Consider the following 23,209-nt stretch of genomic DNA (forward strand, 5'->3'; position numbering starts at 1 on the left):
ACTTATGGCCTTTGAAGAAGCAAAAAAGCGTTTCAAAGGTTTTGAAAACCTTTGAAACGCTCGCTTGATTACAAGAATAGACCTGCCATTGTAGCGGAGAGCATTGAACCAAGAGTGGCCCCGATCAATAGTTTCATACCAAATCCAGAAACGCGTCCGCCTTTATCTGCGTCAATTCCTTGAACGGTACCAGCAATGATGCCAATGGAAGAGAAGTTAGCAAAGCTGGTGAGAAATACGGTCACAATGCCGACCGTTTTTTCTTGCATTTGCTGAACCATCGGTTGGAATTCGAGCATAGCGACAAATTCGTTCGTCACAATTTTCGTCCCCATGATCGAACCTGCTTCCAGGACTTCTCCAGCTGGAATACCCATCAACAACCCGATTGGAGCAATGACGTAGCCTAACACTTCTTGCAGCGTCATACCTCCGAATATACCTGCGAAAGCCCAATTGACAAGTTCCAGGGATGCAATAAATGCAATCAGCATCGTTGCTACAATTAACGCGATCTTTCCACCGTCTAAAGCGCCGTTCCCCATAGCCTCAAAAAAGCTTTTGGCGTTGGAGACGTCTTGAATATCGACGTGATCCTCTTCTTTCGGTACTTTGACCGGAGCAATCATCGATGCCACGATCAAGGCACTGAACATGTTTAGCGGCAATGCGACCAATACGTACTGTTCAGGCAAAATATTCAAGTACGCTCCAACAATTGATGCTGAAACTGAACCCATTGCCGAAGCACTTACAATATACAGCCGATTATCATTCAATTGTCGGAATTGCGATTTAATTGCAATCAACGCCTCAGACTGTCCAAAGAAAATACTGTTAACAGCATTGAAGGATTCCACTTTAGGAAGACCTGTGACATAAGAAAGGCCCCACCCTAAGTATCTAATGATAAAAGGCAATATTTTTAAATACGTTAATACGGATAGTATCGTCGCAAAGAAAATAATCAATAAAAGCACGTTGAAAAAGAAAACCGTAGAATTCTCAGCTACTTGAATATTCCCCAGAACGAAATTAACACCTTCAGTTCCAAATTCGATCAGTTTGTTAAAACCGGCTGACACGCCCTTAATAATAGCTCCGCCAAGCGTTGTCTCGAACATAAACCACGTTGTAAATATTTGTGCAGCTAACATGACGACAATCCCGCGCACATTAATATTCCGTTTGTCATTCGACATCAAGAAAGCTATCCCAAGAATGACCGCAATAGCCAATACCCCAAAAATGATACCCAACACGTTGAAGTTCCTCCCTTAAGTAGATATAATAAAACACTTTTATGAAAATGCTTTCATACTCTCTTTCCACATAGGATTTTATCAGGTTGTCAGACGTCATGCAAGTGTAGATTGAAATTCCTAATTATCATGTCAATCTCCTGATCAAAAAAATAAAAACAGGACTTCATTCCTGATCCTATTGCAAGGGTTGGAATCCTGTTAAAGTTAAGCTTATTTTTGAATGAACATTTGCGTCCAATAATGGCCGTAATTTTCACCAGAGGCGTAACCAACTCCGATTAACCATGTTTTGATCTAAGATGTTTTTGCGGTGCCCGGGACTATTCATCCACCCGTCCACGACCTCTTGCGGGGTACGCTGACCTGCCGCAATGTTTTCCGCCGCTCTGCGATAGGAAATGTTAAAGTCTCTCATCATTTGAAACGGGGAGCCATATGTTGGTGACTCATGAGAAAAATAGTTCTTGGCTGCCATGTCCCGTGATTTATAACGGGCAACGCGAGACAGCTGCCAGTCCTTTTTAAGCGCTGACAACCCGTGATTAGCCCGCTCCTGATTGGTCAAATCAATCACTTTTACATTAGGTTTAAGGGGAATGGTAACCTGATCGCCGGGATAGATTAAATCAGGGTTATCAAATTGCGGGTTAGTATTAATAATTTCAGCTAAACCAATTTTGTAAGTTTGGGAAATCTCCCAAAGGGTGTCGCCCCACTTGACCGTGTACGTGTCATTGGGCTGACCATGGACAGCATGAGACTGCACATACATGATGCTGCCCATAAAGACCAATAAAATTCCGAACCACTTATACGTTTTCACCATCATTGCTCCTTTAATATTACTACGTTTACTAGTTTGGCTGAAATTCCAGAAACTATGTAAAAAGCCCTGCAGCTGGTTACAGCTGCAGGGCTTTAAACTATTAACAACTCCATTAATAGGGTTTCCCCTTATAATTGGAAGGAACGGACCACTTGAAGAAGCTGTTCTTTCGTTACCGATTGTTTGTCCTCGTCTGAGTTCGGATTTTGCCGATAGATCATCTTGTAGGTAATGTCACCTTTATTCCATACTACCGTTTTTGCAAAGGCATTATCTTGATAGTTCACTTGCAGATTGTCTTTCAATGCAATCGTTTCAGCATCATGGAGTGATTCAGAAGTATCTCCCTTAGCGTATTGAATCGAGAGCAAATCGTTATTTGCTGTGTAAAAACTTAAATCCAACGTCTGGGCTCGATCTGTCGAGAAATGATCCGACACGACAGCCATCATTTCGATTGGAAGGTAAGCAGGCAGCTCAGGATCATACGCCACCTGTTTAACAGCTGACTCTACTTTATCTTCGTTATACGTATAATAACCATTCGGAATAGCTTGTGACGTTTGGCAAGCTGTTAATACGAGCAGCGTAGCGATTATGAGCAGTGATCCTATGTCTTGTTTATGTCTCCTCATTCTTATCCTCCTGCGAGAGTTTCCTATCTTATTTGACGGTCTTAAGCGACAGAAAGTTTCAAGAATGTGGATTTTTTTACATAGAATGCTGTTAATTTATAACCCCTTGCTGTTGAATATTCACTTCCACCTTCGGGGTGATGGTGATTTGTGAGAATTCTTCATTCCAGTCCATTTTCTTCCACTCCTTATAATGGTAAGCCTGTATTCTTCTTCCGATACTGAACACATCACTGTTAGCCTCCTGTAGTCGACTGATAATGTCTTTTGCCTCTTTTGTCAACTCTTCTGACAACTTATCATCAAGCTTGGTTACTTCGGTTGCCTTATCAAGATGTTTCTTAGGGTATTCCACGACGCGTATGTTCAGTTTTAAATTGATCACAGCTTCGACCTCGCCGTCTTTAACATTGATATTAAGGTTCCGGTCCAGGTTCATCACATTAAAGCTTATATAGTTCATGATTTGCTCTTCTTCATCTTCAAGCACTTGAGTGGTGAAGCGTGCCACTTTCCCTTTATAGCCCATCATCAACATGAGTAAAGTAGTTTGTTCGGGGGTAATTTTATCGCCGGTGTACACCTTGTCATGAAATAAGGCTAAACCGTTGAATTTGAGCGTACTCATTTCCTTGTCCACTTTCAGAAGCGGCAGCACAAAATCCACGCCTGGTTCAAACAACTCTGCGCAAATTAACTGGAGATTATCTCCCGTGGTATGCGTGGCATCTTTCACCGCATCTAATAATCCACTGATATACTTACTCGGTCGCGTATCAATATTAGGCTGCATACCGATTGCCTCTTCGACTTCCCCCTCTATGACAGCCAATTTCGCATTCAAATTATTCTTCGGATTGCGGTAAAACACATCGAGGACCGGGTAGATATCTTTTTTCGCCAATTCTTCCCCCAGTAACAACACTTCAAGTTTAGAAGGGTCGAAAGCATTTGATATCCTCAAGTCGATTTTCTCGCGCGCACTCCGCGGCGTATACCCGATTTCGGATAATACACTCACCGTCTCTTCCCCAGGTCCATCAGCTCCCCGTCTGATCGTTGGGATGGAAACAGTCGACTTAATTTTCTCATCATCTGCTGCATCAAAACCGATAGTCAATACGAGCTTAACATTTTTAAAATGGCGGGTGTCCCAGCAGCCTGTTAAAACAACTAAACATATAACAGCAAGTAATAGTCGCTTCATCATCATCGCTCACTTCCTGCAGCGTTTTTTTTCCGAAATAAGCTTAATCCATAAAGGATGAACGGCAGGAAAATGGCCATTCCATAACTAGCCGTCATAATATGAGAGGTAAACGCATCGATGGTCTTCTGTGAGCCAATCGGCCAAAATGAAATGAAAAATGCGGCAGCAGCCGTCACGATTAAAAACACTTTTTTATTTTGGCTATGAAAAACGCGCATCAACCCCACACCTGACATATATATATAAATCGTGAAAGTCGTGGTCACAGAGACAATCCAAACGGAAAGGAAGAACAGGTCCACCCGGGAAACTACTGTGAATTCAAACGATTTCAGCATATACAGGATAGGAGATGACACGAGAGGCAATTCCTCTGTACTAAAAAAGGTGAAACTAATCAACACAATGATTAAGTAAAATATGGCCACAAACCAGTGGGCGATAAATATGGTTTTTAACGTATCAACCGCTGCGCCCTTTACTTTCGGCGCTATTACCAAAATCAAGATAAAACCGAGAAACGCCAGCATGCCACTGTTCACGCCTGCAGCCAACTCCTTCCAGCTTGAAGTAGCGACAGGAAATAAGTACATAAGTTTGAGTTCATTTAAAGAAAAAACCAATAAAAATAAGAGAAAGAGCAATAGTGCAGAGAGCATTGTAAAAAACCGAGCGACCACCTTAATACCGCTGCACACTAAATAGAGCGAAACAGACGTCATCAAAAACGTAATCACCCAAATAGGCGTATTCGGCAAGATCCACCCACTGATCATTCTTCCAAAAAGCACTAAGACAAGGGCGCCCACAAAGGTGAAGTACACCGCATAACTTAGTGATAACACCTTCCCCAGCCATTTCCCCGTTAGAAATTCAATCATTTGGAACAAATCCCATTCAGGATATTTTTTACCTAACAACCAGAGAACGATGAGCACAAATTGAATAATAAACGCACCTATGATCAACGATAACCAGCCATCCTGTTTGGCAGCTATGTGAAGATCATAAGGGAGCGATAGAATGCCTACCCCGATCTGGGTTTGGATGATTAAAAAAAAGAATTGACGCTGGGACAGCTTACGATTTTTTTGATTGCTCACTTTTTTTCCACTCCCTTGACTCTCCCATCGCTCCTTTTTGTAAAGGTCGTGCGTCTTTAGGCCGTGTTTTCATCATAAACAGGGGTAATCGAACAAAGGTATCTTTTAAATCTTTCAATTGAAGCGGCGCAATCGGAGCAAAGTACGGGACACCAAAAGATTCCAGTCTGGTCAAGTGAATGAAAATGAATAACAGAGCGAACACAATCCCTACAAAGCCTAATGTTCCAGCCGCCAAAATAATGGGGAAAGTGAGCAGACGAAGCGTCGTGCTCATTTCATTTGAAGGAACGACAAACGATGCGATAGCTGTTAACGCAATCACAATGACCATGACATTCGAAATAAGCCCTGCCCTTACCACAGCATCTCCAATAACGAGACCACCCACAATCCCGATGGTCTGCCCAACTGGGGAGGGCAGCCTGATCCCAGCTTCTCGAATGAGTTCAATGATAACCACCATGACTAAAGCCTCTAGTATGGGCGGATAAGCAATTTCATTGATTGAGCTTTTCACAGGCATAACAAGGTCGTCTGGTAAGACTTCAAAATGAAAACTAACGATGGCAATATAAAAAGCTGGCAGTCCAATCGCGATTAAGAAACTGGCGAGTCTGATCAAGCGAACGAACGTTCCGGTATACCAGCGCATGTTATAGTCATCAGGCGACTGGTAAAACATAAAAAAAGTAGCCGGAAGGATCAGGACGGTCGGGCTGCCTTCTGCTAACAATAAAATTCGTCCATCCATCACATTTCCCACTGCTTTATCCGGTCGTTCCGTGTTCAACATTTGTGGGAACGGAGAGCCTGGGTTATCTTCGATGAATTCTTCAATATAACCAGGGCTCATGATAGCTTCAGAGGTAATGGCTTTGATGCGTTTCTCTAGCATTTTGATTATTTTAGGGTCAGCCAACCCATCCATATAGGCAATTGCAACATTCGTATTCATCTTCTTGCCTATTTTAAAATACTTGAAAGTCAAGTCACGATGCTCAATCCGTTTTCGAAGTAGGTTTACATTTACCGTTAAGTTTTCTACAAAGCCTTCATGGGATCCGCGGAGCACTTTTTCGTTTGTTGGTTCGTCGGGGGAACGACTGTAATGTGCGGTCGCGTTGAATTGAATTGCCGTTGTCGTTCCGTTTTCCAAATACACAACCTGTCCGCTTAACAGAGCTGGAATCGTTTCTTCCAGGTTAGTGGTCTTTTTTCCACTTGGAAGGCCAAGGATACTATTCGTATCATTATCTTCGATAGGTGCAAATATGGTACGCTGGATTTTCTCCTGGTCGACAAGCGATTCTAAATAGATCAAGGCAGATTGGCCATCTTTAAGAACGCGGACTTTTACGTCACTCGAATGATTCAAGTTTTTAAGCAAATATTTAATATTCTCGGATAATTTAATTGACGTCGGATGCTGTGGTTCATTTTTCGCCGTAGAGCCAGCCGCCAATTGCTTGATCTCTTTTTGGTCTTCAGATGAGTCGTTAGAATGATGTTTACTGAAAAACTTAAAGAATGACATACTCCAGCCTCCTGACTATTCTTATCTATTATGAGTCACGAGGCTATGAAATATGCAGGCATGAAAGTAGTTCAGACTGTCTTGGAGACTAGCCTATCATCGCAGGAAAAATCAAGATCCAGATTTAACATCAAAAGCTCCATTTTCTAGAGCAAGAAAATGGAGCTTTTGTGTATAAAGTGTTTTCCAGTTTTAATGAGCAGGAAAGAATATCATCTGGACAATAAATATGATGGCAAAAACGTAGAGAATCCAGTGAACCTGCTTGCCTTTGCCGTTTATGAGTTTCAATAGCGGATAGGTAATGAAGCCGATTGATATGCCGGTTGCGATACTGGATGTTAGCGGCATCGTCAAAATGATGATAAAAGCAGGAAACGCTTCATCAAACGTCTTCCAATTCACCTTTGCCAACCCTTCCATCATAAAACAACCCACGATTATGAGCACAGGCGCCGATATGGCAGATAAAGACGAGACTGCGCTAACCACAGGCGAAAAGAAAATGGTCAGGAAGAACAAGAACGCAACGACTATCGTTGTTAAACCCGTCCTCCCACCTGCCGCTACGCCTGTCGACGATTCAATATAAGCTGATGAAGGACTTGTACCGAACATAGCACCCACTGTGGTCGCCGTAGCATCAGCCATCAATGCTGATCTGGCTTTCGGCAGACTGCCATCTTTCCGAATAAACCCAGCCTGTTCGGCTACACCAATCATCGTGCCGGTCGTATCGAAAATAGTCACAAGTAAAAAAGCAAAAATGACCGTATAAAGTGAATTCGAAAATACACCTGCAAGGTCGATATCCCAGAATACGGGGGATGGTGGCGCAGAGACCACACCTGTGAACTCAAGCTGGCCTGTGAAGTAACCGATCATACCGGTGATGAACATACCAATGAAAAGTGCCCCTTTAACATTACGGGCTATAAATGCAAGCGTGATGAACAACCCAGCCACCGTGAGCAGTGTTTCTGCATCGCCTAAATCACCGAGGGTCACGAGCGTGGATTCACTTGATACAATAATGCCGGACATTCGTAAGCCCAGAAAGGCAATAAATAACCCGATGCCTGCTGTGATCCCATACTTGAGCGAAGCTGGAATGGCCGTAATTAAAAGTTCCCGAAATTTAGTAAGACTAAGTAGGATGAATAAGATACCAGCGAGAAAGACTGTTCCTAAAATAACGGAATAAGAAACACCCTGATTGGCCACTTCAGCAGCAAAATATGCATTCATCCCCATGCCCGGCGCGATGGCGATTGGATAATTAGCAGCAAAGGCCATCGTAAGCGTGCCGATGATCGCTGCGATGACAGTGGCCATGAACACATGTTCAAACGGGAGTCCCGCTCCTTCCAGTACATAAGGATTGACCACAACGATGTACACCATCGTCAGAAATGTCGTAATGCCCGCTAACACTTCCGTTCGTATATTTGTCTTGTTTTCATGTAGTTTAAATACCTTTTCCCACAATTTACACCCTTCTTCCCGAATAAAATCAACACCAAACACTATAATATTCGTTTTTTACCATTCTTTCAACCCCCTCTTTTTTAATGTACCTTTTTATGTACCTGGTACAAAACGGGGGTTTTGAAAAGAGCCGGGTGTTTCTTTTTGGTATGAGAAAAGGTCCGCCTGGTGGAACAACCATTGGCGGACCTTTTTCTATTATTCAACGTTATGTGGGCTTGTTTTTTGTATTTTTTTGTACTTTTTCGGGTTCATACCATTGCAGCATCGTTTCGATATCACTCACCTCTAAATGATCGACTGTCGGGGAGGCGCCCCCGAGGCCCGATTTGATCGTTGACGTGATCGAAGCGAGCGACTTTCGTTTTTGGAACCAGGACTGTTTTGCTTCTGTATCCTGAATACGATATTTTTTCATATAATACGTTCGTTTAATGATGCCACGAGATTGCAAGCACAACTGCTGCCCCTGCAGGTCCCAGCCGGCATCTTTATATTGCAGCCAAGAAAGGGAGGCTGCCAGCAAGACCAAAATGACAGATAATAAACCGATTGGCCATAGGAACCAGCTTACTGCCCCTGCGATGATCGATGTTATGATCATATTCCAGATGAAATAGCGGAAGCGTGACCGTTTGGGGGCAGGCTTTAAATCAACATCAAACTGATAGTCTGGAAGCACTTTTGCCATGATTCCAGAAATGCTATCTTTTTTAACCAGTGGGAGCAGATTCATATTGTGTTCTTCCTTGTCCCCCACTCCCCCTCCCGCACTTTCAACATGTAATGAGGCGTATCCGAAGGGTTGCCTCAATAAATTTTGTTTGACCTGTATGCCTTGAATCCGATTAAGCGGAATCGTCATTTGTTTCTTCTCCAACATACCCCGCGTAATGATAAGGTCATCTTCCACTAGCCTCACTTTAAAATCCGCGAACCGGAGAAACGTCAGTAAAACCCCGATGCCGTACGAAATCAGCAACAACAAAAACGAGGCTAAACCGACTACGAACACACCGATCTGCACGAATTCCACCACTTCATTGAATAAAGCTTCATAGGGGATGATTTCGCCAAACTGGGATCCGAAGAAAGCCAAACCTGAAAATACAACACCCGAGGCTCCTGAGGTCACAGCCAAAATGACAATTTCCTTTGAAGGCAGGCGAAATACTACACTGCCCTCATCAGCCTGATGTGCATTGGATTCCAAAGCTTCTGAATCGGTATCCGCTTCTGTTTTCCGCTTGGCTTGTTGGATCCAATCCTCAAGGGCGTGTGCTTCTGGTTTTTTAATGGCTGTTAAATCAGCTTCAGCCTGCGCGATATCCGAGGAGCCGGCCGTTTCGATGTTCACTTTGACCAAGTTGAACGGCCTGTGCAACACCCCTTCGGAAAAATTCAAACTCTGAATTCGATCAATTGGAATGTACCGTTTTTTTCGAAAAATAAGGCCATATTCTATCCGGAGTTCTCCTTCTTCAATCCGATACGTAAACCGAAGCCATTTTATGAAACCATTCACAAGGATAAAAACGAGCAGTACGCCAAATACGAGTGTCGGCAGCCAGTCCAACCACGTTCCCGATTCATCATTATTCAAGACCAATAGAAAAATGGCAGGCAAGATCGCGTCTTTAAGCCCTTTAAGAAAATTCATCACCGCAGATATGGGGTGCAGACGTTTCGCTTCAGACATCATCTTCGGCCACCCTTGCTAGCGATGAAATGGACTGGCGTAAATGTTCAGCTTCATCCACTTCCAGAGCAGGTATTTTATGCACCGTCGCTGCTGTCGATATGCTGATCGTTGCTAATTTATACTTGCGTAATAAGGGCCCTTGTTCTGTATCGACGTGCTGCACACGGATCATCGGGACTAATGTCCGATTCACAATCCAAATCCCGTGTTGAAGTTCAATTTCCTGCTCACGCACTTCATAGCGCCAACGTTTCCAACGAATAGTCGGCAACAACCAAACCGACAATATAATCTCTAATAAAGGAACGATGATTCCAATAAGGATTAGCCATTTCGGCCAATTAAAATAATATGTAGCCACAATCAAACCTGCCGCCAACAATGTGATAATAACCGATTGAATACCGCCATAAATCCGCCAAAGCCTTAACGCTTTAGGCGATATGCGATTTGCTGGCTCCAAACGCTCCATAACTCCACCTCCATCAACTCATACAACACCCCACAAAATACGAATCAGACCACCCAAACGTTTCACTCTATACAAAATCCTTTGATACGTACCTGGTACAAAATATGCTTTTTCAATTTAGCCGGGTGTTCCATAATGGAACGCCCGGCTATTTTCAAAAACACTGTTTTGTACCAGGTACGCACAATGGTACGCATATACATACGCACATCAACCTAGTTATCGGACAGTTGTTTTGATTTGTCGGTGCAGGCCTGCATGGCTTTCATGACGGAGCTGCGGAAGTTTGATTCTTCCAGCGTGGCAACCGCTTCTATTGTAGGACCGCCCGGAGTGCAAACGGCATCTTTCAAGGCTCCAGGATGCTCTCCCGTTTCCAGCACCATTTTAGCCGCACCATAAACGGCCTGACTGGCTAATTTATACGCTTTGTCGCGCGGAATGCCCTGACGCACTGCGGCATCCGACATCGCTTCTATAAACATGTACACATAGGCTGGTGATGAACCACTGATTGCTGGAATGGCATCCATCAGCGACTCCTTAATAAGTTCAGATTGACCAAAGCTATTGAATAACTCCATGACGTCCGCCAATTCATCTTCCTGTACGAGATCATTCGGGCACAAGACACTCATCCCCTCTCCTAAAAGAGAAGGTGTATTCGGCATTGAGCGGATTACTTTGACAGGTTGTTCAAAAGCCTTTTTCATTTTATCAAGTGGCATTCCTGCTGCTATCGTAATAATGATAACATCTTCATTTATCGATGATTTAATCTCCTGGATCACACCTTTATATACATCAGGTTTGACAGCGATAAATAAGTAATCACTCGTTTCAGCCACCCACTTATTATCTTCAGTCACTGTTATCCCATAACGAGAAGCAACATCCTCAATGGTTTCTTCCGTGTTAGCCGTGGCAGCGATCTGTGATGGCGATACTAAATTCGAATTAAGCATACCTGTAATCATTGCTTGAGCCATTTTGCCGCATCCAATAAAACCGATTCGTTTCTCCATGTTCATGCATCCCTTCTGTTGAAACTTCGTTAACAAAATTCATCCTATTTCCCCATCATACACGATAATCTTCGTTCAGTGAATTTCATCTTTTTCATGAAAGGGTTTACAAATGGGTTAACCTTCCTTATAATAGAGGATGTATTAGTTATATCATATCGATTCATCCCGAATATCATAGCTGCTACGAGAAAAGCCGAGCTGCCGAAGCTCGGCTTTTCTCGTATTTTAGCTTAATTCACCGCGATGCGTCTACCACGCATCCGAAATCCTTTCCTTACACATTCCCGTCTTCTTGCTCGCGTATCTTTTGCAGCAGCTCTCTCACCTGCTTTTTAATATTTCGCGACACCATAATATATAAAATGTCACCTGCTTCAATTCTCGTTTGTCCATATGGCGTAATGACGTCCCCTTTTCTTATAATCGCATTTACCAGGGCTTTATCTGGCAAATCAATGGTCTCTAGGCTTTGCCCAACAACTTCATTTTGTTCAGATACCTCATACTCGATAATTTCCACATTCGCTTTCCCAATGGATATCAATTCGAGAGAATGGATGGGATTCGCCATTTTATCCGATACGAGGGAGAATTTCTCTGCCAACCACGTAATCGAAGACCCTTGCACCAATGCCGATGTCAGAACAATAAAGAAAACGACATTAAAAATGATTTGGCTGTTCTCTAGCCCGGCCAGCATCGGAAAAATGGCGAGCACAATCGGTACAGCCCCTCTCAATCCGGCCCAGGATAAAAACAATTTTTCTTTATAATTAAACTTGAAGCCAGCCAAACTGAGAAAAGCAGCCACAGGTCTAGCAATGAATATTAAGATCAGCGAAATAATCAATCCATCCTTCATAATGTTCCACGTAAACACATCAGATGGGAAAACAAACAGGCCAAGAATGATGAACATCAAGATTTGAGCCATCCAGCCGAAACCTTCGTGGAAACGAAGAATGGAGTACCGATAAGCAAGGTCGGAATTACCGATAACCACTGCTGTCACATACACGGCTAAAAGACCACTAGCCTGAAGCAAGGAACTTGTACTATACGATAAAAACGCAAATCCTAATGCAAATAGCGGGTATAAGCCACTGGAATCCAGATTGATTTTATTAAGAGCGAAACTTGCCCCATAACCGATCAGCACCCCTACAGCAAGACCTGTTCCCATCTGCCAGAAGAAGGAACCGATCAAATGCAGGATACTTCCGCTTTCCTGAGTCAACAGTTGAATAAAAGTAATCGTTAAAAATACCGCCATAGGGTCATTCGTACCTGACTCTGCTTCTAGTGTGGCTTCGAGTTTATTTCGTATGTTTTTACCTTTTAAGACGGCGAAAACCGCAGCAGCATCGGTGGAACCAACGATTGATCCAACCAAAAATGCTTCAAGCCACGAGACACCTAATATGTACTTCGATCCCACTGCTACTAAGCAAGACGTAATGAGCACCCCGATTGTAGCCATGGAAACAGAAGGAAAAATGACCTTTTTCATGGCGCTCCACTTCGTTAGCATACCACCTTCAAACAAAATAATGACAAGCGCTATAACCCCGATGACTTGGGCCAGTTCGGCATTGTCAAAATACACCAGGTTGAGTCCGTCGCTGCCGATGAGCATGCCAACAGCAATAAAAAGCACAAGCGAGGGAACCCCAAGCCTCGTTGAGAATTTGGTAACCATCACACTCGTAATGAGTAATAAGGCAATTAATAAGATGAACTGGTTAGATTGAAGAATTTCATGAATCATAATATGTACCCTTTCTTTCTCTAAATAACGTTACCCTTATTATATCAGTATGTGTCATGATTTCTAAGCTATAGGACTCCGCATGAAAAAAACGGCCTTGATCATCAAGGCCGTTATCACTGAAATCGTTCTCTAAACAATGTCCGCTTCTTCTTCGTCACTTAAAAATTCTTTCATGGCATGGAATACATCGGCTTTTTTACGCAAAATAAAATATCTGAACTTTGGATCTTCAATCTTCTTGTAAACCTGCATCAGACTGGAATGACGATTATACTGATTCACTTCACCATATCCGAATAAGCTTGACACTTTGAGTAGTTCACCAATCAAATCGACACACCGTTTATTATCAGACGTTAAATTATCACCATCAGAAAAGTGGAACGGATAAATATTGTAACGCTCCGGAGAATATTGCTGATCAATCATTTCCAACACTTTTCGATACGCGGAAGAGCAGATGGTTCCGCCGCTTTCTCCTTTTGAGAAAAAGTCATCTTCATTGACGACTTTTGCTTCTGTGTGATGGGCAACGAACTCAATGTCCACCGTTTCATAATTTTGTTTCAAGAATCGGTTCATCCAGAAGAAAAAGCTCCGGGCCATATACTTTTCCCATAGACCCATTGACCCACTCGTGTCCATAATCGCAAAAACGACGGCTTTTGATTCTGGTTTGTCGATGTCACTCCAGGTTTTATACCTGAGATCTTCCGGATAGATAGGATTAAATGATGTCTTTCCTTTTAACGCGTTTCGCTTGTAAGCCTGCAGCATCGAACGCTTCTTATCAATGTTGCCGGTTAGACCCGTCTTGCGTATATCACGAAACTCAATATCCGTGTTGACAATCGTGTCTTTTTCTTTCTCTTCCAAATTCGGAAGCTGTAATTCTTTAAACAACGCTTCTTCTAACTCTGCCAACGTGACCTCTGCCTCATAAAAGTCTTCTCCTGCTTGATCACCTGCTCCAGATCCTTGACCCGCTTTCTTTTGATCAGCCGGACCTTTGGCAACAACGTCGCCGACTTGACTTTCGCCATCCCCCTGGCCTACATGTTCATTTTTCTCATGATTGTAGCGTATTTTATATTCATCAAGGGAACGGATTGGAATTTTCACGACATGTTTTCCTTTTGACATGATGATATTTTCTTCAGTGATCAAATCCGGAAGCTGTTTTTTCAAAGCGTCATTCACCTTTTCCTGATGACGTCTTTGATCATCATAGCCTTTCCGGTGGAGGGACCAATCTTCTTCGGCAATCATATAATTCTTCTTCTTGTTTTCCAGTGGTCTTCCCCTCCCTACTTAGGTATTACTTTATCGTATGCAGGTCCAACGAATTTGATTAAGTCAATTGTTTGAAAATTATGTCATATTAAAGTTTAGTACATTCAGCTCAATTTTAATTTGAGATGCATGGTGTGGCGACACTCTTCCACACTTTGGCCTTCACGCGATCTCCCAAAAAGAATCTAGCATATCGTAAACGTCCATCCGAATAAAAAAAACCACCTGCTTTTCAATAAGCAGGTGCTGATTATGGTCCGAATGTCCAGGCCATATTACTATTTAAGAATCCTGATCAGGATGGTCTTCGTTTTGCTTTTTCCCTTCTATAAACGATAGAAGATCATCGCTTGCTTTATCCTCTGTTGTTAGATCCGTCATGCCCATGAAGGTCCAGCCTTTAGACTCAACCCATTCCACAAATTCATCGAGGAATTGGTCATGATTAACATTCACATTATAGATAGCACCATTTATAGATATGGTCTTTTTCGGATAAAGCACCATTTGAAAAGACTTTGATTGACTCAACTAACTGTCCACCTCCATGTTAACACTATTCTTATCCCTACTATAGCAAAGCTCACTAACTTTGTGAATAACAAAAACCCCTGCCATTGAGTTAATGACAGGGGTGCTTGACCTGTTAACCTTCCAGCAATAGATCATAAGGGTCTTCTATCATTTCTTTAATGCGGCGCAAGAATTGTACGGCCTCTTTGCCATCCACAATTCTATGGTCATAAGATAAGGCAATATACATCATCGGACGGGCTTGAATGGTATCATCCGGCATAACTTTTGGACGCTTCTCAATGTTGTGCAAACCTAGAATACCGACTTGCGGTGTGTTTAAGATAGGCGTTGACAGCATTGAACCAAAAATACCACCATTCGTGATTGAGAATGAACCGCCTTGAAGATCACTGAGCTGAAGCTCTTTGTCTCGCGCTTTTTGAGCCATCGTTGCAATGCCGTTCTCGATTCCGGCAAAGTCTAACCGATCAGCATCACGCACGACGGGCACGACAAGACCTTCATCGGTCGATACGGCCATTCCGATATCGTAGAATTGCTTCATAACAACTTCATCGCCCTGAATTTCAGCATTAAGCAGTGGGAATTCTTTCAAGGCGCCGACAACCGCTTTTGTAAAGAAGGACATAAAACCTAATTTGATATCATGCTTTTTCAAGAATGCATCTTTACGCTGACTGCGAAGTTCCATAACATTCGTCATGTCCACTTCATTAAAGGTCGTCAGCATGGCAGAACTTTGCTGCGCCTCAACCAATCGCTTAGCAATCGTTTGTCTCCGTCTCGACATTTTTTCACGAACGACTGGTTTATCGAATTCTTTTTTCTCGGAGGAAGTATCTTTCTTCTGTTGTTTAGACGCTTCTTGTTTGCCAGAAGACTTAGCTTCTTCTTTGCTGTCATCTTTAGCATGACTGTCCACATCTTCAGGACGGATACGGTCTAGCGGATCGCGGGCAGAAATATCGCTCAAGTCGATTCCAAGCTCTCTGGCACGCTTTCTTGCTGCCGGCGTAGCGACGACCTCACCTTTGTCTTTTCCTTCATCTGAAGCCTGACTTTTCCCAGCAGGCTCCGCTTGTTTTTCTGAGGATGTTTCCTGGCTATCCTGTTCTTCCGCTTTCTTCGTTTCTTCTTGAGGTGCTTCCTGCTTTTCTTCTCCTTTGGACTCCTCTTCAGCAGTCTCGCCGGAGGCTTCCCCGTTCTCATCAACTTTAGCGATAACATCGCCGACTTCAACGTCATCACCGGCTTCCTTCAATAGCTCCGTAATGACACCGCCAGCATCTGCGTTGACTTCTACGTTGACCTTATCTGTTTCCAGTTCCAGAATAGGGTCTCCTTTTTCAACTTGATCGCCTTTTTTGACTAACCACTCGGCAATAGTACCTTCCGTAATGGATTCAGCTAATTCAGGGACTTTAATTTCCTTCATTGTGAACTTCCTCCTTTAGACATCTTAAACACTTCTTTAATGATACGGTTTTGTTCGGTCTTATGAATGTTCGGCTCACCCACAGCTGGTGAAGCACGGTGAGGACGTCCAACGTAACGGTGGATTTGACCTTCCTTCAATAGCTTGTGTAGAATGCCTTCCACAAAATACCAACTACCCATGTTTTGCGGCTCTTCCTGAACCCATACAATTTCTTCGAGGTTCGGATAGCCTTCTAATATTTCTTTCAACTGCGCTGTAGGGAATGGATAAATTTGTTCGACGCGGAATCCATCGACTTCTTCAAAGTTGTGCTCTTCATCCTTTTCCACTGCATCTTCAATATCAACCATGATTTTTCCGCTTCCCAGCAGCAGGGATTTAACTTTTTCTTTATCCTGACTTAAACCAGGCTGCTGCAGCAATGGCTGAAAATTACCGTCCGTAAACCGTTCAGGAGCAGCAGCGACACGCTGGTTTCTCAAGAGACTTTTCGGCGTCATCAAAACAAGCGGTCGTGCTTCTTCTTTTTGACCGATGTCCGCTTGGCGGCGCAGCAGGTGGAAATATTGTGCAGAAGACGTTACATTGCCTACTGTCCAGTTGTTTTCCGCTGCCAACTGAAGGAATCGTTCTAATCGTGCACTGGAGTGTTCGGGACCTTGTCCTTCATAACCGTGAGGTAGTAGGAACACTAAGTTAGACGTTTCGCCCCATTTGGCTCGCCCTGCTGCAACGAACTGATCGATGATCACTTGGCCGGCGTTAGCGAAGTCACCAAACTGTGCTTCCCACAGCACGAGTGATTCTGGCGCCTGGACACTATAGCCATACTCAAAGCCAATTACGCCTGCTTCTGATAAGGGACTGTTGAATATATCAAAGGATGCATTCGCCTGGTCGAGGCCATGTAAAGGACAGTAAGTTTCACCCGTATTGACATCATGCAACACCAAATGACGATGGGCGAACGTTCCACGCTCCGTATCCTGTCCAGTAATTCTGATAGGATGTCCGTCTTCGATGATAGAGGCAAAGGCTAACGCTTCAGCTGTTGCCCAATCTACTTTATTGCTTTCATCGAGCATATCTTTCCGGCGCTGCAGAATTTTCTCCAGCTTCTTGAACCCGTTGAACCCTTCTGGGCGCTTCAACATTTCATCGTTTAACCGCTTCAACCGATCGAGACCAACCGCTGTCTGGATTTTTTCCAAGCCGTTTTTGACTCCGCCGGGAACGCCTTTCACGTCAGCATCTTTCGTTTCGTTTTCTTTCATATTGTTATACGTATTGCGCAAGTTCTCTTCAACTTCATCCAGGAATTGGTCAACCGTACCGTCTTCAATGACACCTTCTTGCTTCAACATTTCTCCATATACAGATACAGCAGTCGGATGCGCGTCGATTTCCTGATATAACTTCGGCTGGGTCGCTCGTGGTTCGTCCATTTCATTATGGCCGTAACGGCGATAACCGATGAGATCGATGAGAAAATCTTTATGATACTTCTTACGGTATTCATAGGCAAATGCCATCGCAGACAGACACGCTTCCGGATCATCTGCGTTCACATGTAAAATCGGAATCTCGAATCCTTTAGCAAGGTCGCTCGCGTATCGAGTCGACCGCCCATCTTTCCTGTTCGTGGTAAAGCCCACGAGGTTATTTGCGATGATATGAAGCGTACCGCCTGTACGGTAACCTGGCAGATCACTCAGGTTCAACGTTTCAGCAACAACGCCTTCACCGATAAATGCGGCATCCCCATGAATGAGAATACTGAATGCTTTATCTTCTTGTAACTGCGCATACCCTGCCTGAGTCCGATCATCTTGTGCAGCACGTGAAAATCCTTCCACGACAGGATTTACATATTCAAGGTGAGACGGGTTATGGGCCAGGGTTACGCGTGTCCGCTTCCCTTCACCTTCGCCTACTTCACGTCGGGCACCAAAATGATACTTCACATCGCCTGTCCACCCGTAATTGATTCCCATCGAACCTTCAGATGGAACCAATTCTTTATCAGGTGAATGGTGAAATTCAGAAAAAATACGGTCATAAGGTTTTCCGAGCGTATGAGCCAGCATGTTCAATCGACCGCGGTGAGCCATACCCATCATGATGTGTTCAACTTTATCCGTAGAAGCGGCTTGAATGATGTGGTCCATCATTGGAATCATGACATCCAGCCCTTCGATGGAAAACCGTTTTTGAGCGACAAATGTTTTTGATAGGAAGTTTTCGAATCCTTCGACATCCGCAAGACGATGAAGCAATTGCTTTTTCTCTTCATTGCTCAAGCTGACTTGGAAACTGCCCGTATCGATCTTATCCTGCAACCATTTACGCTCTTCATCATTGTTCACATGATCATATTCAAAGGAAATCTTTCCTGCATAACGTTCTTTCAATGTTTTGACGACCTGCAAGGCGTTTTGAAGTTTGACAGGGGAGTCTGGCCATACCCATTCAGCAGGCATCGCTTCCAAATCTTGTTCATTCAACCCGTAATGCTTGGGATCAAGCAGTGGCGATGAAGCTCTTTCCTCTCCCCCTACAGCATAGACATCCGCCTCCAAGTGGCCGTGACGACGAATAGCCTCAACAAGTTTGTATGCTGAGGTTACTTTACCGATATATTCTGAAGAAAACTGATCACCCTTGGGAGCAGTCGCTTGATCTGACATCCAATCAGGTGCCCCGTGCTCATCAAAAATTTCCTTTAAAGAAGGATCGACAGCATCAGGGTCTTGTCGATATGTTTCATATTGTTCCTCAATGTACCCCATATTGGGACCATGAAATCTGTCCCAGAATCTTTCGTTAGACCCGTTAATAGACACTTACATTACCTCCAAGTATTTGTGTGACTGAATATTCATCGTAAAACGTTTGCAAATCCAACTACCATTATAGATTTGAATGGCTAATCTATTCAACATATTTCACCATTTTTTATTATGAAATACCATATATATTATAACAAGAAAGACGCACCTCATGGTACGCCTTTTTCACTTTTTAATAATAAAGTGTCCCATATACTATTCTTCATCTTCTAATACTCGATATGCATTGTCAAATAAAACTTGCTGACTGTTGATTTCCTGCTCGTTCACGTCTTTTGTCACATAATGGTAGGCGCCATTACTATCTTGCTCTCTAGCTTTCACATTATCTTTTAACATCATACATAATATGTCCATTAATGAAGATTTCACTTCTTCCTCGTAGATCGGAAACAAGATTTCTACGCGCTTCACCATGTTGCGTGTCATCAGATCAGCCGAGGATAAATAGATTCGTTTATCTCCATTTGAGTGAAAGTAGAAAATCCGGCTGTGTTCCAGGAACCGACCTACGATACTGATGACCCGCACGTGTTCACTCACACCGGTTATGCCTGGCCGCAGACAGCAGATGCCTCTCACTATCAAGTCAACCTTCACGCCTGCTTGTGATGCTTCGTAAATTTTCATAATCAAGTCTTTATCCGTGAGCGAATTCATTTTGGCAATAATGTGGCCGTCCTGGTGTTCATGATGAAACGCAATTTCTTCATCGATTAGTTTGATGAAGTCATCACGTATATCAAACGGTGCGACCGATAAATGATGATAGAACGGCTTTTCTGTATAGCCGCTCAAATAATTGAAAAAGTTGGTCGCATCAATCCCGAATTTCCTTTTTGTAGTAAACAGCCCCATATCCGTATAAATTTCAGCCGTTTTATCATTATAGTTGCCTGTCCCCAGATGCACGAACCGCTCGATTTTCTCACCCTGTTTTTTGACGACCAACGTGATTTTACTGTGGGTTTTCAAATTATTCATACCAAATATAACATGGCAGCCTGCCTTCTCTAGCTCTCTCGCCCACTGCACGTTATTTTCTTCATCAAAGCGGGCTTTCAATTCGACGAGGACCGTCACTTGTTTCCCATTTTCCGCTGCACGTTTCAAAGCTTCGATAATGGGCGAATCACCGCTCAATCGATACAAGGTTTGTTTAATAGCCAGGACTTCCGGGTCTTCTGCAGCCTCAGCTATGAAATCAACCACAGGCGCAAAAGATTCGTAGGGGTGATGGAGCAGTATATCTCGATTGGAGGCCGCTTCAAACACAGAAACGTCTCCTTCTAATCCTTTTGGCGGTTGGGGAATAAGTTTGTCATAAATAAGCGAATCATTGAAGTCAGCCAGATCATCATAAAATTGGAACAAAAAACTCAAGTCAAGCGGACCGTTCGTGATGTATAAATCATGACGATGAATCTCAAGAGCGTCCAATAAAAATCGGGTCATTTCTTCATCATGTTTAGCCGCATTAACTTCCAATCTGACGGCGGCCCCCCATTTCCGTTTCGTCAGTTCCTTTTCAATTTCTTTTAATAAATCACGGGCGCCTTCTTCATGTATCGTCATATCAGCATTTCGGGTGATACGGAATTCCGTAATCGACGTGACGGTAAAGCCTTTGAATAATCGATAGATAAAATGACTGATGATATCTTCCATTAATAAAAACGTCGGTTCATCTGTCTCTTTATTTACGGAAATGAACCGGTCTAACACAGAAGGGACTTGAACAATTGCGGTGCAACGGCTTGCTTCCGTTTCCTGCTCCGCTTCTAACACGACGGCGAGGTTAATGGACTTATTCAAGAGAAGAGGGAAGGGCCTGTATGTATCAACAGCCATGGGTGTCAATACAGGAAACACTTCTTCATTGAAGAAAGTTTCAATTCGCTCATATTCACTTTCCTCCAAGTCGGCTATCGAAATAAACGTGGGAGCATTACTCTGTAGCAGCCCATTCAAATGCTGGAATATATCATATTGCTCCCGGACAAGTTTAGAATTATAAAGGGTTATGTGATTAAGTTGTTCCTTAGGTGTTAAGCCGCTTTTATTGTCCGGCTTGTTATATCCTGCTTTGACTTGGTCAGTCAACCCGGCTACTCGTACCATAAAGAATTCGTCTAAATTGGAACTGAAAATAGCTAAAAATTTGAACCGTTCCAATAATGGATTGCTTTTATCTTTTGCTTCTTGTAAGACCCGTTCATTAAATGCCAGCCAGCTTAACTCCCGGTTATTAAAATACCGGGGATGATCGAGTTGATAATCGTCTTGTGCCATATGCTCACCCTTAAAGTCGTAATCATACCCACCGCCATATTATGTGATAGATGTATAGGTGATATTAACTTCAGGTAAAAAATCTGTAAATCCTATGACGTTTTAATAAACGATAATTCGATTTGGCGTTTCAATGCTTTCTCCAAATGTTTCTTCTGTTTTTCCGCTTGATATTCTTCAGGCAGCCAGTCCTGACTTCCGTACAAACGAATAGCAAGTTCTTCTCCATCTTGGGCCAACTCTAAGCGGTCAATGACTTGCCGTTTCGTACTATCGAGGCTGTAAACGAATTTAAGCATCGCCCCCAACAAAAAAATTTTCTTTTCTTCTTCTTTAAGAAACCACTTCTTGTAAGGTTGGATGAATTGTTTAAAGGTCGTTTTATTTTTGAACGAAGCCATCAGCGCAATTTTCAACCGTTCCATATGCATGAAGCCATCGATTGTCCGGTTCGCAAGCAGGTAGAATGTATGCTGAGAACTGGATTCCGAATCAATATATTCTCCAAGATTAAACACGTAACTCGCACGCTTCACTTTCATCCAATCTTGATTATTGATCTGTCCGATTCCATAGTATTGAAAGTGGGTGAACAATTCATAGGCTAAAGACTGTACATGGTTAACGTGCTTGATATTCAACTCAAAATCATTGATGAGCTCTTGAATGCTTTCTTCCTGCACACTAGGAAATAAAAGAAGCCCCATTTCATGCCCTAGTTGTTCAAAAAACACCCCGTCTCGAAGGCCTTTCCTGCTTAATACAAAACTCTCAGCCTGAGTGATTTCAAATAAACTATGAAAAACTTCGATTGTCGGCATGATGGTATCAGCCCGATCTTTCGATAAACCTTCAACTTTTTGAAGTTTTTTCATCTTCAAGTTAAAAAGATAATGTTTTACATAGGAAATATCATTGTCATTCATTTGGTATTGATGCAAACCAGCGAGGGGGTACGCTTTAAGGGATTGATCGATTTGGACGAGGTTCCGTGCGCCGCCCCCGATGCCGACCATGGGCACACGTTTCCCTTCTAACCAAGGCAACGTGCGAAATTGCTCAAAGAGGTAATGGCGCAATTGACGCAGTTCCTTTTCAGTGGGGAGTTCTTCTTTAAAGAAATCTTGCTTCAACGTCAGCGCCCCGAATGGGAAGCTGTGAAAATGGATGAGTTCTCGATCTTTAAAGTAGGTGACTTCCGTACTTCCTCCCCCGATATCAACCGTGATACCTTCCGTGAGCGACGTCGAGTTTACGACCGCCAAATACCCGTAGTAAGCCTCTTTTTCACCTGTAAGTATGATCACAGGCAAACCCGTTTCAGCTTCTACCCGATCTATGATGCTCTGTTGATTGGTAGCCTGGCGAACGGTGGCCGTTGCCACACACACCATTTCCTCGAGTTCATACGTTGCAGCCACTTCACCGAAACTGCTCAGGGTGTCGAGGAGGATCTTAATGCCTTCTTCAGACAGCTCTCCGCTATCTAATAAGTGATTTCTAAGCCGGGCGACAGCTTTAACGTTTTCAATCTCACGTAGGCGTCCCCCCTTCTCTTTTAAGTAAACCACTAACCGCATTGTATTCGAACCAATGTCGACGATGGCATAATAGTGTTTTGACATTGTTCACACCTGCATTTCTCTCATTGTATTGAAGCAAGTATACCATAGGTTCACGCTTCCCCAACACATGCATGAGCAAAACGAAGCTGGGACATAAGTAAATCAAAAGGACCTCACAAAAAAGCCGAACTGATTTCA

General features: G+C 43.2%; 17 protein-coding genes and 1 pseudogene. All 18 read right to left on the minus strand.

The window, feature by feature from the left end; all coding sequences use genetic code 11:
- Nucleotides 1-68 precede the first annotated feature (68 nt).
- The 18 genes and pseudogenes from HOP45_RS10925 to HOP45_RS11010 all read right to left on the minus strand — a co-directional run bounded on the left by HOP45_RS10925 (nt 69) and on the right by HOP45_RS11010 (nt 23,071).
- Nucleotides 69-1,202 (minus strand): NupC/NupG family nucleoside CNT transporter, encoded by a 1,134-nt coding sequence (locus HOP45_RS10925; protein ID WP_370458010.1) that lies wholly within the window; start codon nt 1,200-1,202, stop codon nt 69-71.
- Nucleotides 1,203-1,475: 273 nt separating this feature from the next.
- Nucleotides 1,476-2,049 (minus strand): annotated as a pseudogene (locus HOP45_RS10930) (CAP domain-containing protein).
- A 170-nt stretch (nt 2,050-2,219) separates the two neighbouring features.
- The gene (locus HOP45_RS10935) at nt 2,220-2,726 is read right to left on the minus strand and encodes a hypothetical protein (RefSeq protein ID WP_181349329.1); all 507 of its coding nucleotides are present in this window, start codon (nt 2,724-2,726) and stop codon (nt 2,220-2,222) included.
- A 91-nt stretch (nt 2,727-2,817) separates the two neighbouring features.
- Nucleotides 2,818-3,936: a Ger(x)C family spore germination protein gene (locus HOP45_RS10940; RefSeq protein ID WP_255437604.1), complete on the minus strand. Its 1,119-nt coding sequence runs from the start codon at nt 3,934-3,936 to the stop codon at nt 2,818-2,820.
- Nucleotides 3,936-5,039 carry a GerAB/ArcD/ProY family transporter gene (locus HOP45_RS10945; protein WP_181349330.1) on the minus strand — a complete coding sequence of 368 codons (1,104 nt, stop codon included), beginning with the start codon at nt 5,037-5,039 and terminating at the stop codon, nt 3,936-3,938. The genes HOP45_RS10940 and HOP45_RS10945 overlap by 1 nt, the downstream gene beginning before the upstream one ends.
- Entirely contained in the window at nt 5,017-6,576 is a 1,560-nt protein-coding gene (locus HOP45_RS10950) for a spore germination protein (protein WP_181349331.1), read from the minus strand. The genes HOP45_RS10945 and HOP45_RS10950 overlap by 23 nt, the downstream gene beginning before the upstream one ends.
- A 192-nt stretch (nt 6,577-6,768) precedes the next feature.
- Complete coding sequence (locus HOP45_RS10955) at nt 6,769-8,064, minus strand: NCS2 family permease (protein WP_181349332.1); 1,296 nt, start codon at nt 8,062-8,064, stop codon at nt 6,769-6,771.
- Between the two features lie 208 nt (nt 8,065-8,272).
- A complete protein-coding gene (locus tag HOP45_RS10960) occupies nt 8,273-9,763 on the minus strand; it encodes a PH domain-containing protein (RefSeq protein WP_181349333.1) in 1,491 nt (496 codons plus the stop codon).
- The gene (locus tag HOP45_RS10965) at nt 9,756-10,238 is read right to left on the minus strand and encodes a PH domain-containing protein (protein WP_181349334.1); all 483 of its coding nucleotides are present in this window, start codon (nt 10,236-10,238) and stop codon (nt 9,756-9,758) included. Before HOP45_RS10965 ends, HOP45_RS10960 begins: the two co-directional genes overlap by 8 nt.
- A gap of 62 nt (nt 10,239-10,300) precedes the next feature.
- Nucleotides 10,301-10,441, minus strand: coding sequence for a hypothetical protein (locus HOP45_RS10970; RefSeq protein WP_181349335.1), 141 nt, complete (start codon nt 10,439-10,441; stop codon nt 10,301-10,303).
- Nucleotides 10,442-10,453: 12 nt separating this feature from the next.
- Nucleotides 10,454-11,263 carry a pyrroline-5-carboxylate reductase gene (gene proC, locus HOP45_RS10975; protein ID WP_181349336.1) on the minus strand — a complete coding sequence of 270 codons (810 nt, stop codon included), beginning with the start codon at nt 11,261-11,263 and terminating at the stop codon, nt 10,454-10,456.
- A gap of 277 nt (nt 11,264-11,540) precedes the next feature.
- A complete protein-coding gene (locus tag HOP45_RS10980) occupies nt 11,541-13,034 on the minus strand; it encodes a potassium/proton antiporter (RefSeq protein WP_181349337.1) in 1,494 nt (497 codons plus the stop codon).
- Between the two features lie 132 nt (nt 13,035-13,166).
- Nucleotides 13,167-14,306 (minus strand): sporulation protein YhbH, encoded by a 1,140-nt coding sequence (gene yhbH / locus HOP45_RS10985; RefSeq protein ID WP_181349338.1) that lies wholly within the window; start codon nt 14,304-14,306, stop codon nt 13,167-13,169.
- 306 nt (nt 14,307-14,612) lie between these two features.
- Nucleotides 14,613-14,837, minus strand: a complete 225-nt coding sequence (locus HOP45_RS10990; protein ID WP_181349474.1) for a hypothetical protein — start codon at nt 14,835-14,837, stop codon at nt 14,613-14,615.
- Nucleotides 14,838-14,976: 139 nt separating this feature from the next.
- A complete protein-coding gene (gene odhB, locus HOP45_RS10995) occupies nt 14,977-16,302 on the minus strand; it encodes a 2-oxoglutarate dehydrogenase complex dihydrolipoyllysine-residue succinyltransferase (protein ID WP_181349339.1) in 1,326 nt (441 codons plus the stop codon).
- Nucleotides 16,299-19,094, minus strand: a complete 2,796-nt coding sequence (locus tag HOP45_RS11000; protein WP_219914593.1) for a 2-oxoglutarate dehydrogenase E1 component — start codon at nt 19,092-19,094, stop codon at nt 16,299-16,301. The genes odhB and HOP45_RS11000 overlap by 4 nt, the downstream gene beginning before the upstream one ends.
- 255 nt (nt 19,095-19,349) lie before the next feature.
- Nucleotides 19,350-21,446 (minus strand): RNA degradosome polyphosphate kinase, encoded by a 2,097-nt coding sequence (locus tag HOP45_RS11005; protein WP_181349341.1) that lies wholly within the window; start codon nt 21,444-21,446, stop codon nt 19,350-19,352.
- Between the two features lie 92 nt (nt 21,447-21,538).
- Entirely contained in the window at nt 21,539-23,071 is a 1,533-nt protein-coding gene (locus tag HOP45_RS11010) for a Ppx/GppA family phosphatase (RefSeq protein ID WP_181349342.1), read from the minus strand.
- Between the last annotated feature and the right edge of the window lie 138 nt (nt 23,072-23,209).

Origin of the sequence: Thalassobacillus sp. CUG 92003 (assembly GCF_013618635.1) — a bacterium.
Classification (GTDB): Bacteria; Bacillota; Bacilli; order Bacillales; family Halobacillaceae; genus CUG-92003.

Excerpts from the sequence above, each read along its gene's own strand:
- HOP45_RS10925 (WP_370458010.1), bottom strand. The coding sequence starts at position 1,202 with ATGTCGAATGACAAACGGAATATTAATGTGCGCGGGATTGTCGTCATG.
- yhbH (WP_181349338.1), bottom strand. The coding sequence starts at position 14,306 with ATGATTGCCGAAGAAGATTGGTCCCTCCACCGGAAAGGCTATGATGAT.
- HOP45_RS11010 (WP_181349342.1), bottom strand. The coding sequence starts at position 23,071 with ATGTCAAAACACTATTATGCCATCGTCGACATTGGTTCGAATACAATG.
- proC (WP_181349336.1), bottom strand. The coding sequence starts at position 11,263 with ATGGAGAAACGAATCGGTTTTATTGGATGCGGCAAAATGGCTCAAGCA.
- HOP45_RS11005 (WP_181349341.1), bottom strand. The coding sequence starts at position 21,446 with ATGGCACAAGACGATTATCAACTCGATCATCCCCGGTATTTTAATAAC.
- odhB (WP_181349339.1), bottom strand. The coding sequence starts at position 16,302 with ATGAAGGAAATTAAAGTCCCTGAATTAGCTGAATCCATTACGGAAGGT.
- HOP45_RS11000 (WP_219914593.1), bottom strand. The coding sequence starts at position 19,094 with ATGGGGTACATTGAGGAACAATATGAAACATATCGACAAGACCCTGAT.
- HOP45_RS10950 (WP_181349331.1), bottom strand. The coding sequence starts at position 6,576 with ATGTCATTCTTTAAGTTTTTCAGTAAACATCATTCTAACGACTCATCT.
- HOP45_RS10960 (WP_181349333.1), bottom strand. The coding sequence starts at position 9,763 with ATGTCTGAAGCGAAACGTCTGCACCCCATATCTGCGGTGATGAATTTT.
- HOP45_RS10990 (WP_181349474.1), bottom strand. The coding sequence starts at position 14,837 with ATGGTGCTTTATCCGAAAAAGACCATATCTATAAATGGTGCTATCTAT.
- HOP45_RS10935 (WP_181349329.1), bottom strand. The coding sequence starts at position 2,726 with ATGAGGAGACATAAACAAGACATAGGATCACTGCTCATAATCGCTACG.
- HOP45_RS10965 (WP_181349334.1), bottom strand. The coding sequence starts at position 10,238 with ATGGAGCGTTTGGAGCCAGCAAATCGCATATCGCCTAAAGCGTTAAGG.
- HOP45_RS10940 (WP_255437604.1), bottom strand. The coding sequence starts at position 3,936 with ATGATGAAGCGACTATTACTTGCTGTTATATGTTTAGTTGTTTTAACA.
- HOP45_RS10970 (WP_181349335.1), bottom strand. The coding sequence starts at position 10,441 with ATGTATATGCGTACCATTGTGCGTACCTGGTACAAAACAGTGTTTTTG.
- HOP45_RS10980 (WP_181349337.1), bottom strand. The coding sequence starts at position 13,034 with ATGATTCATGAAATTCTTCAATCTAACCAGTTCATCTTATTAATTGCC.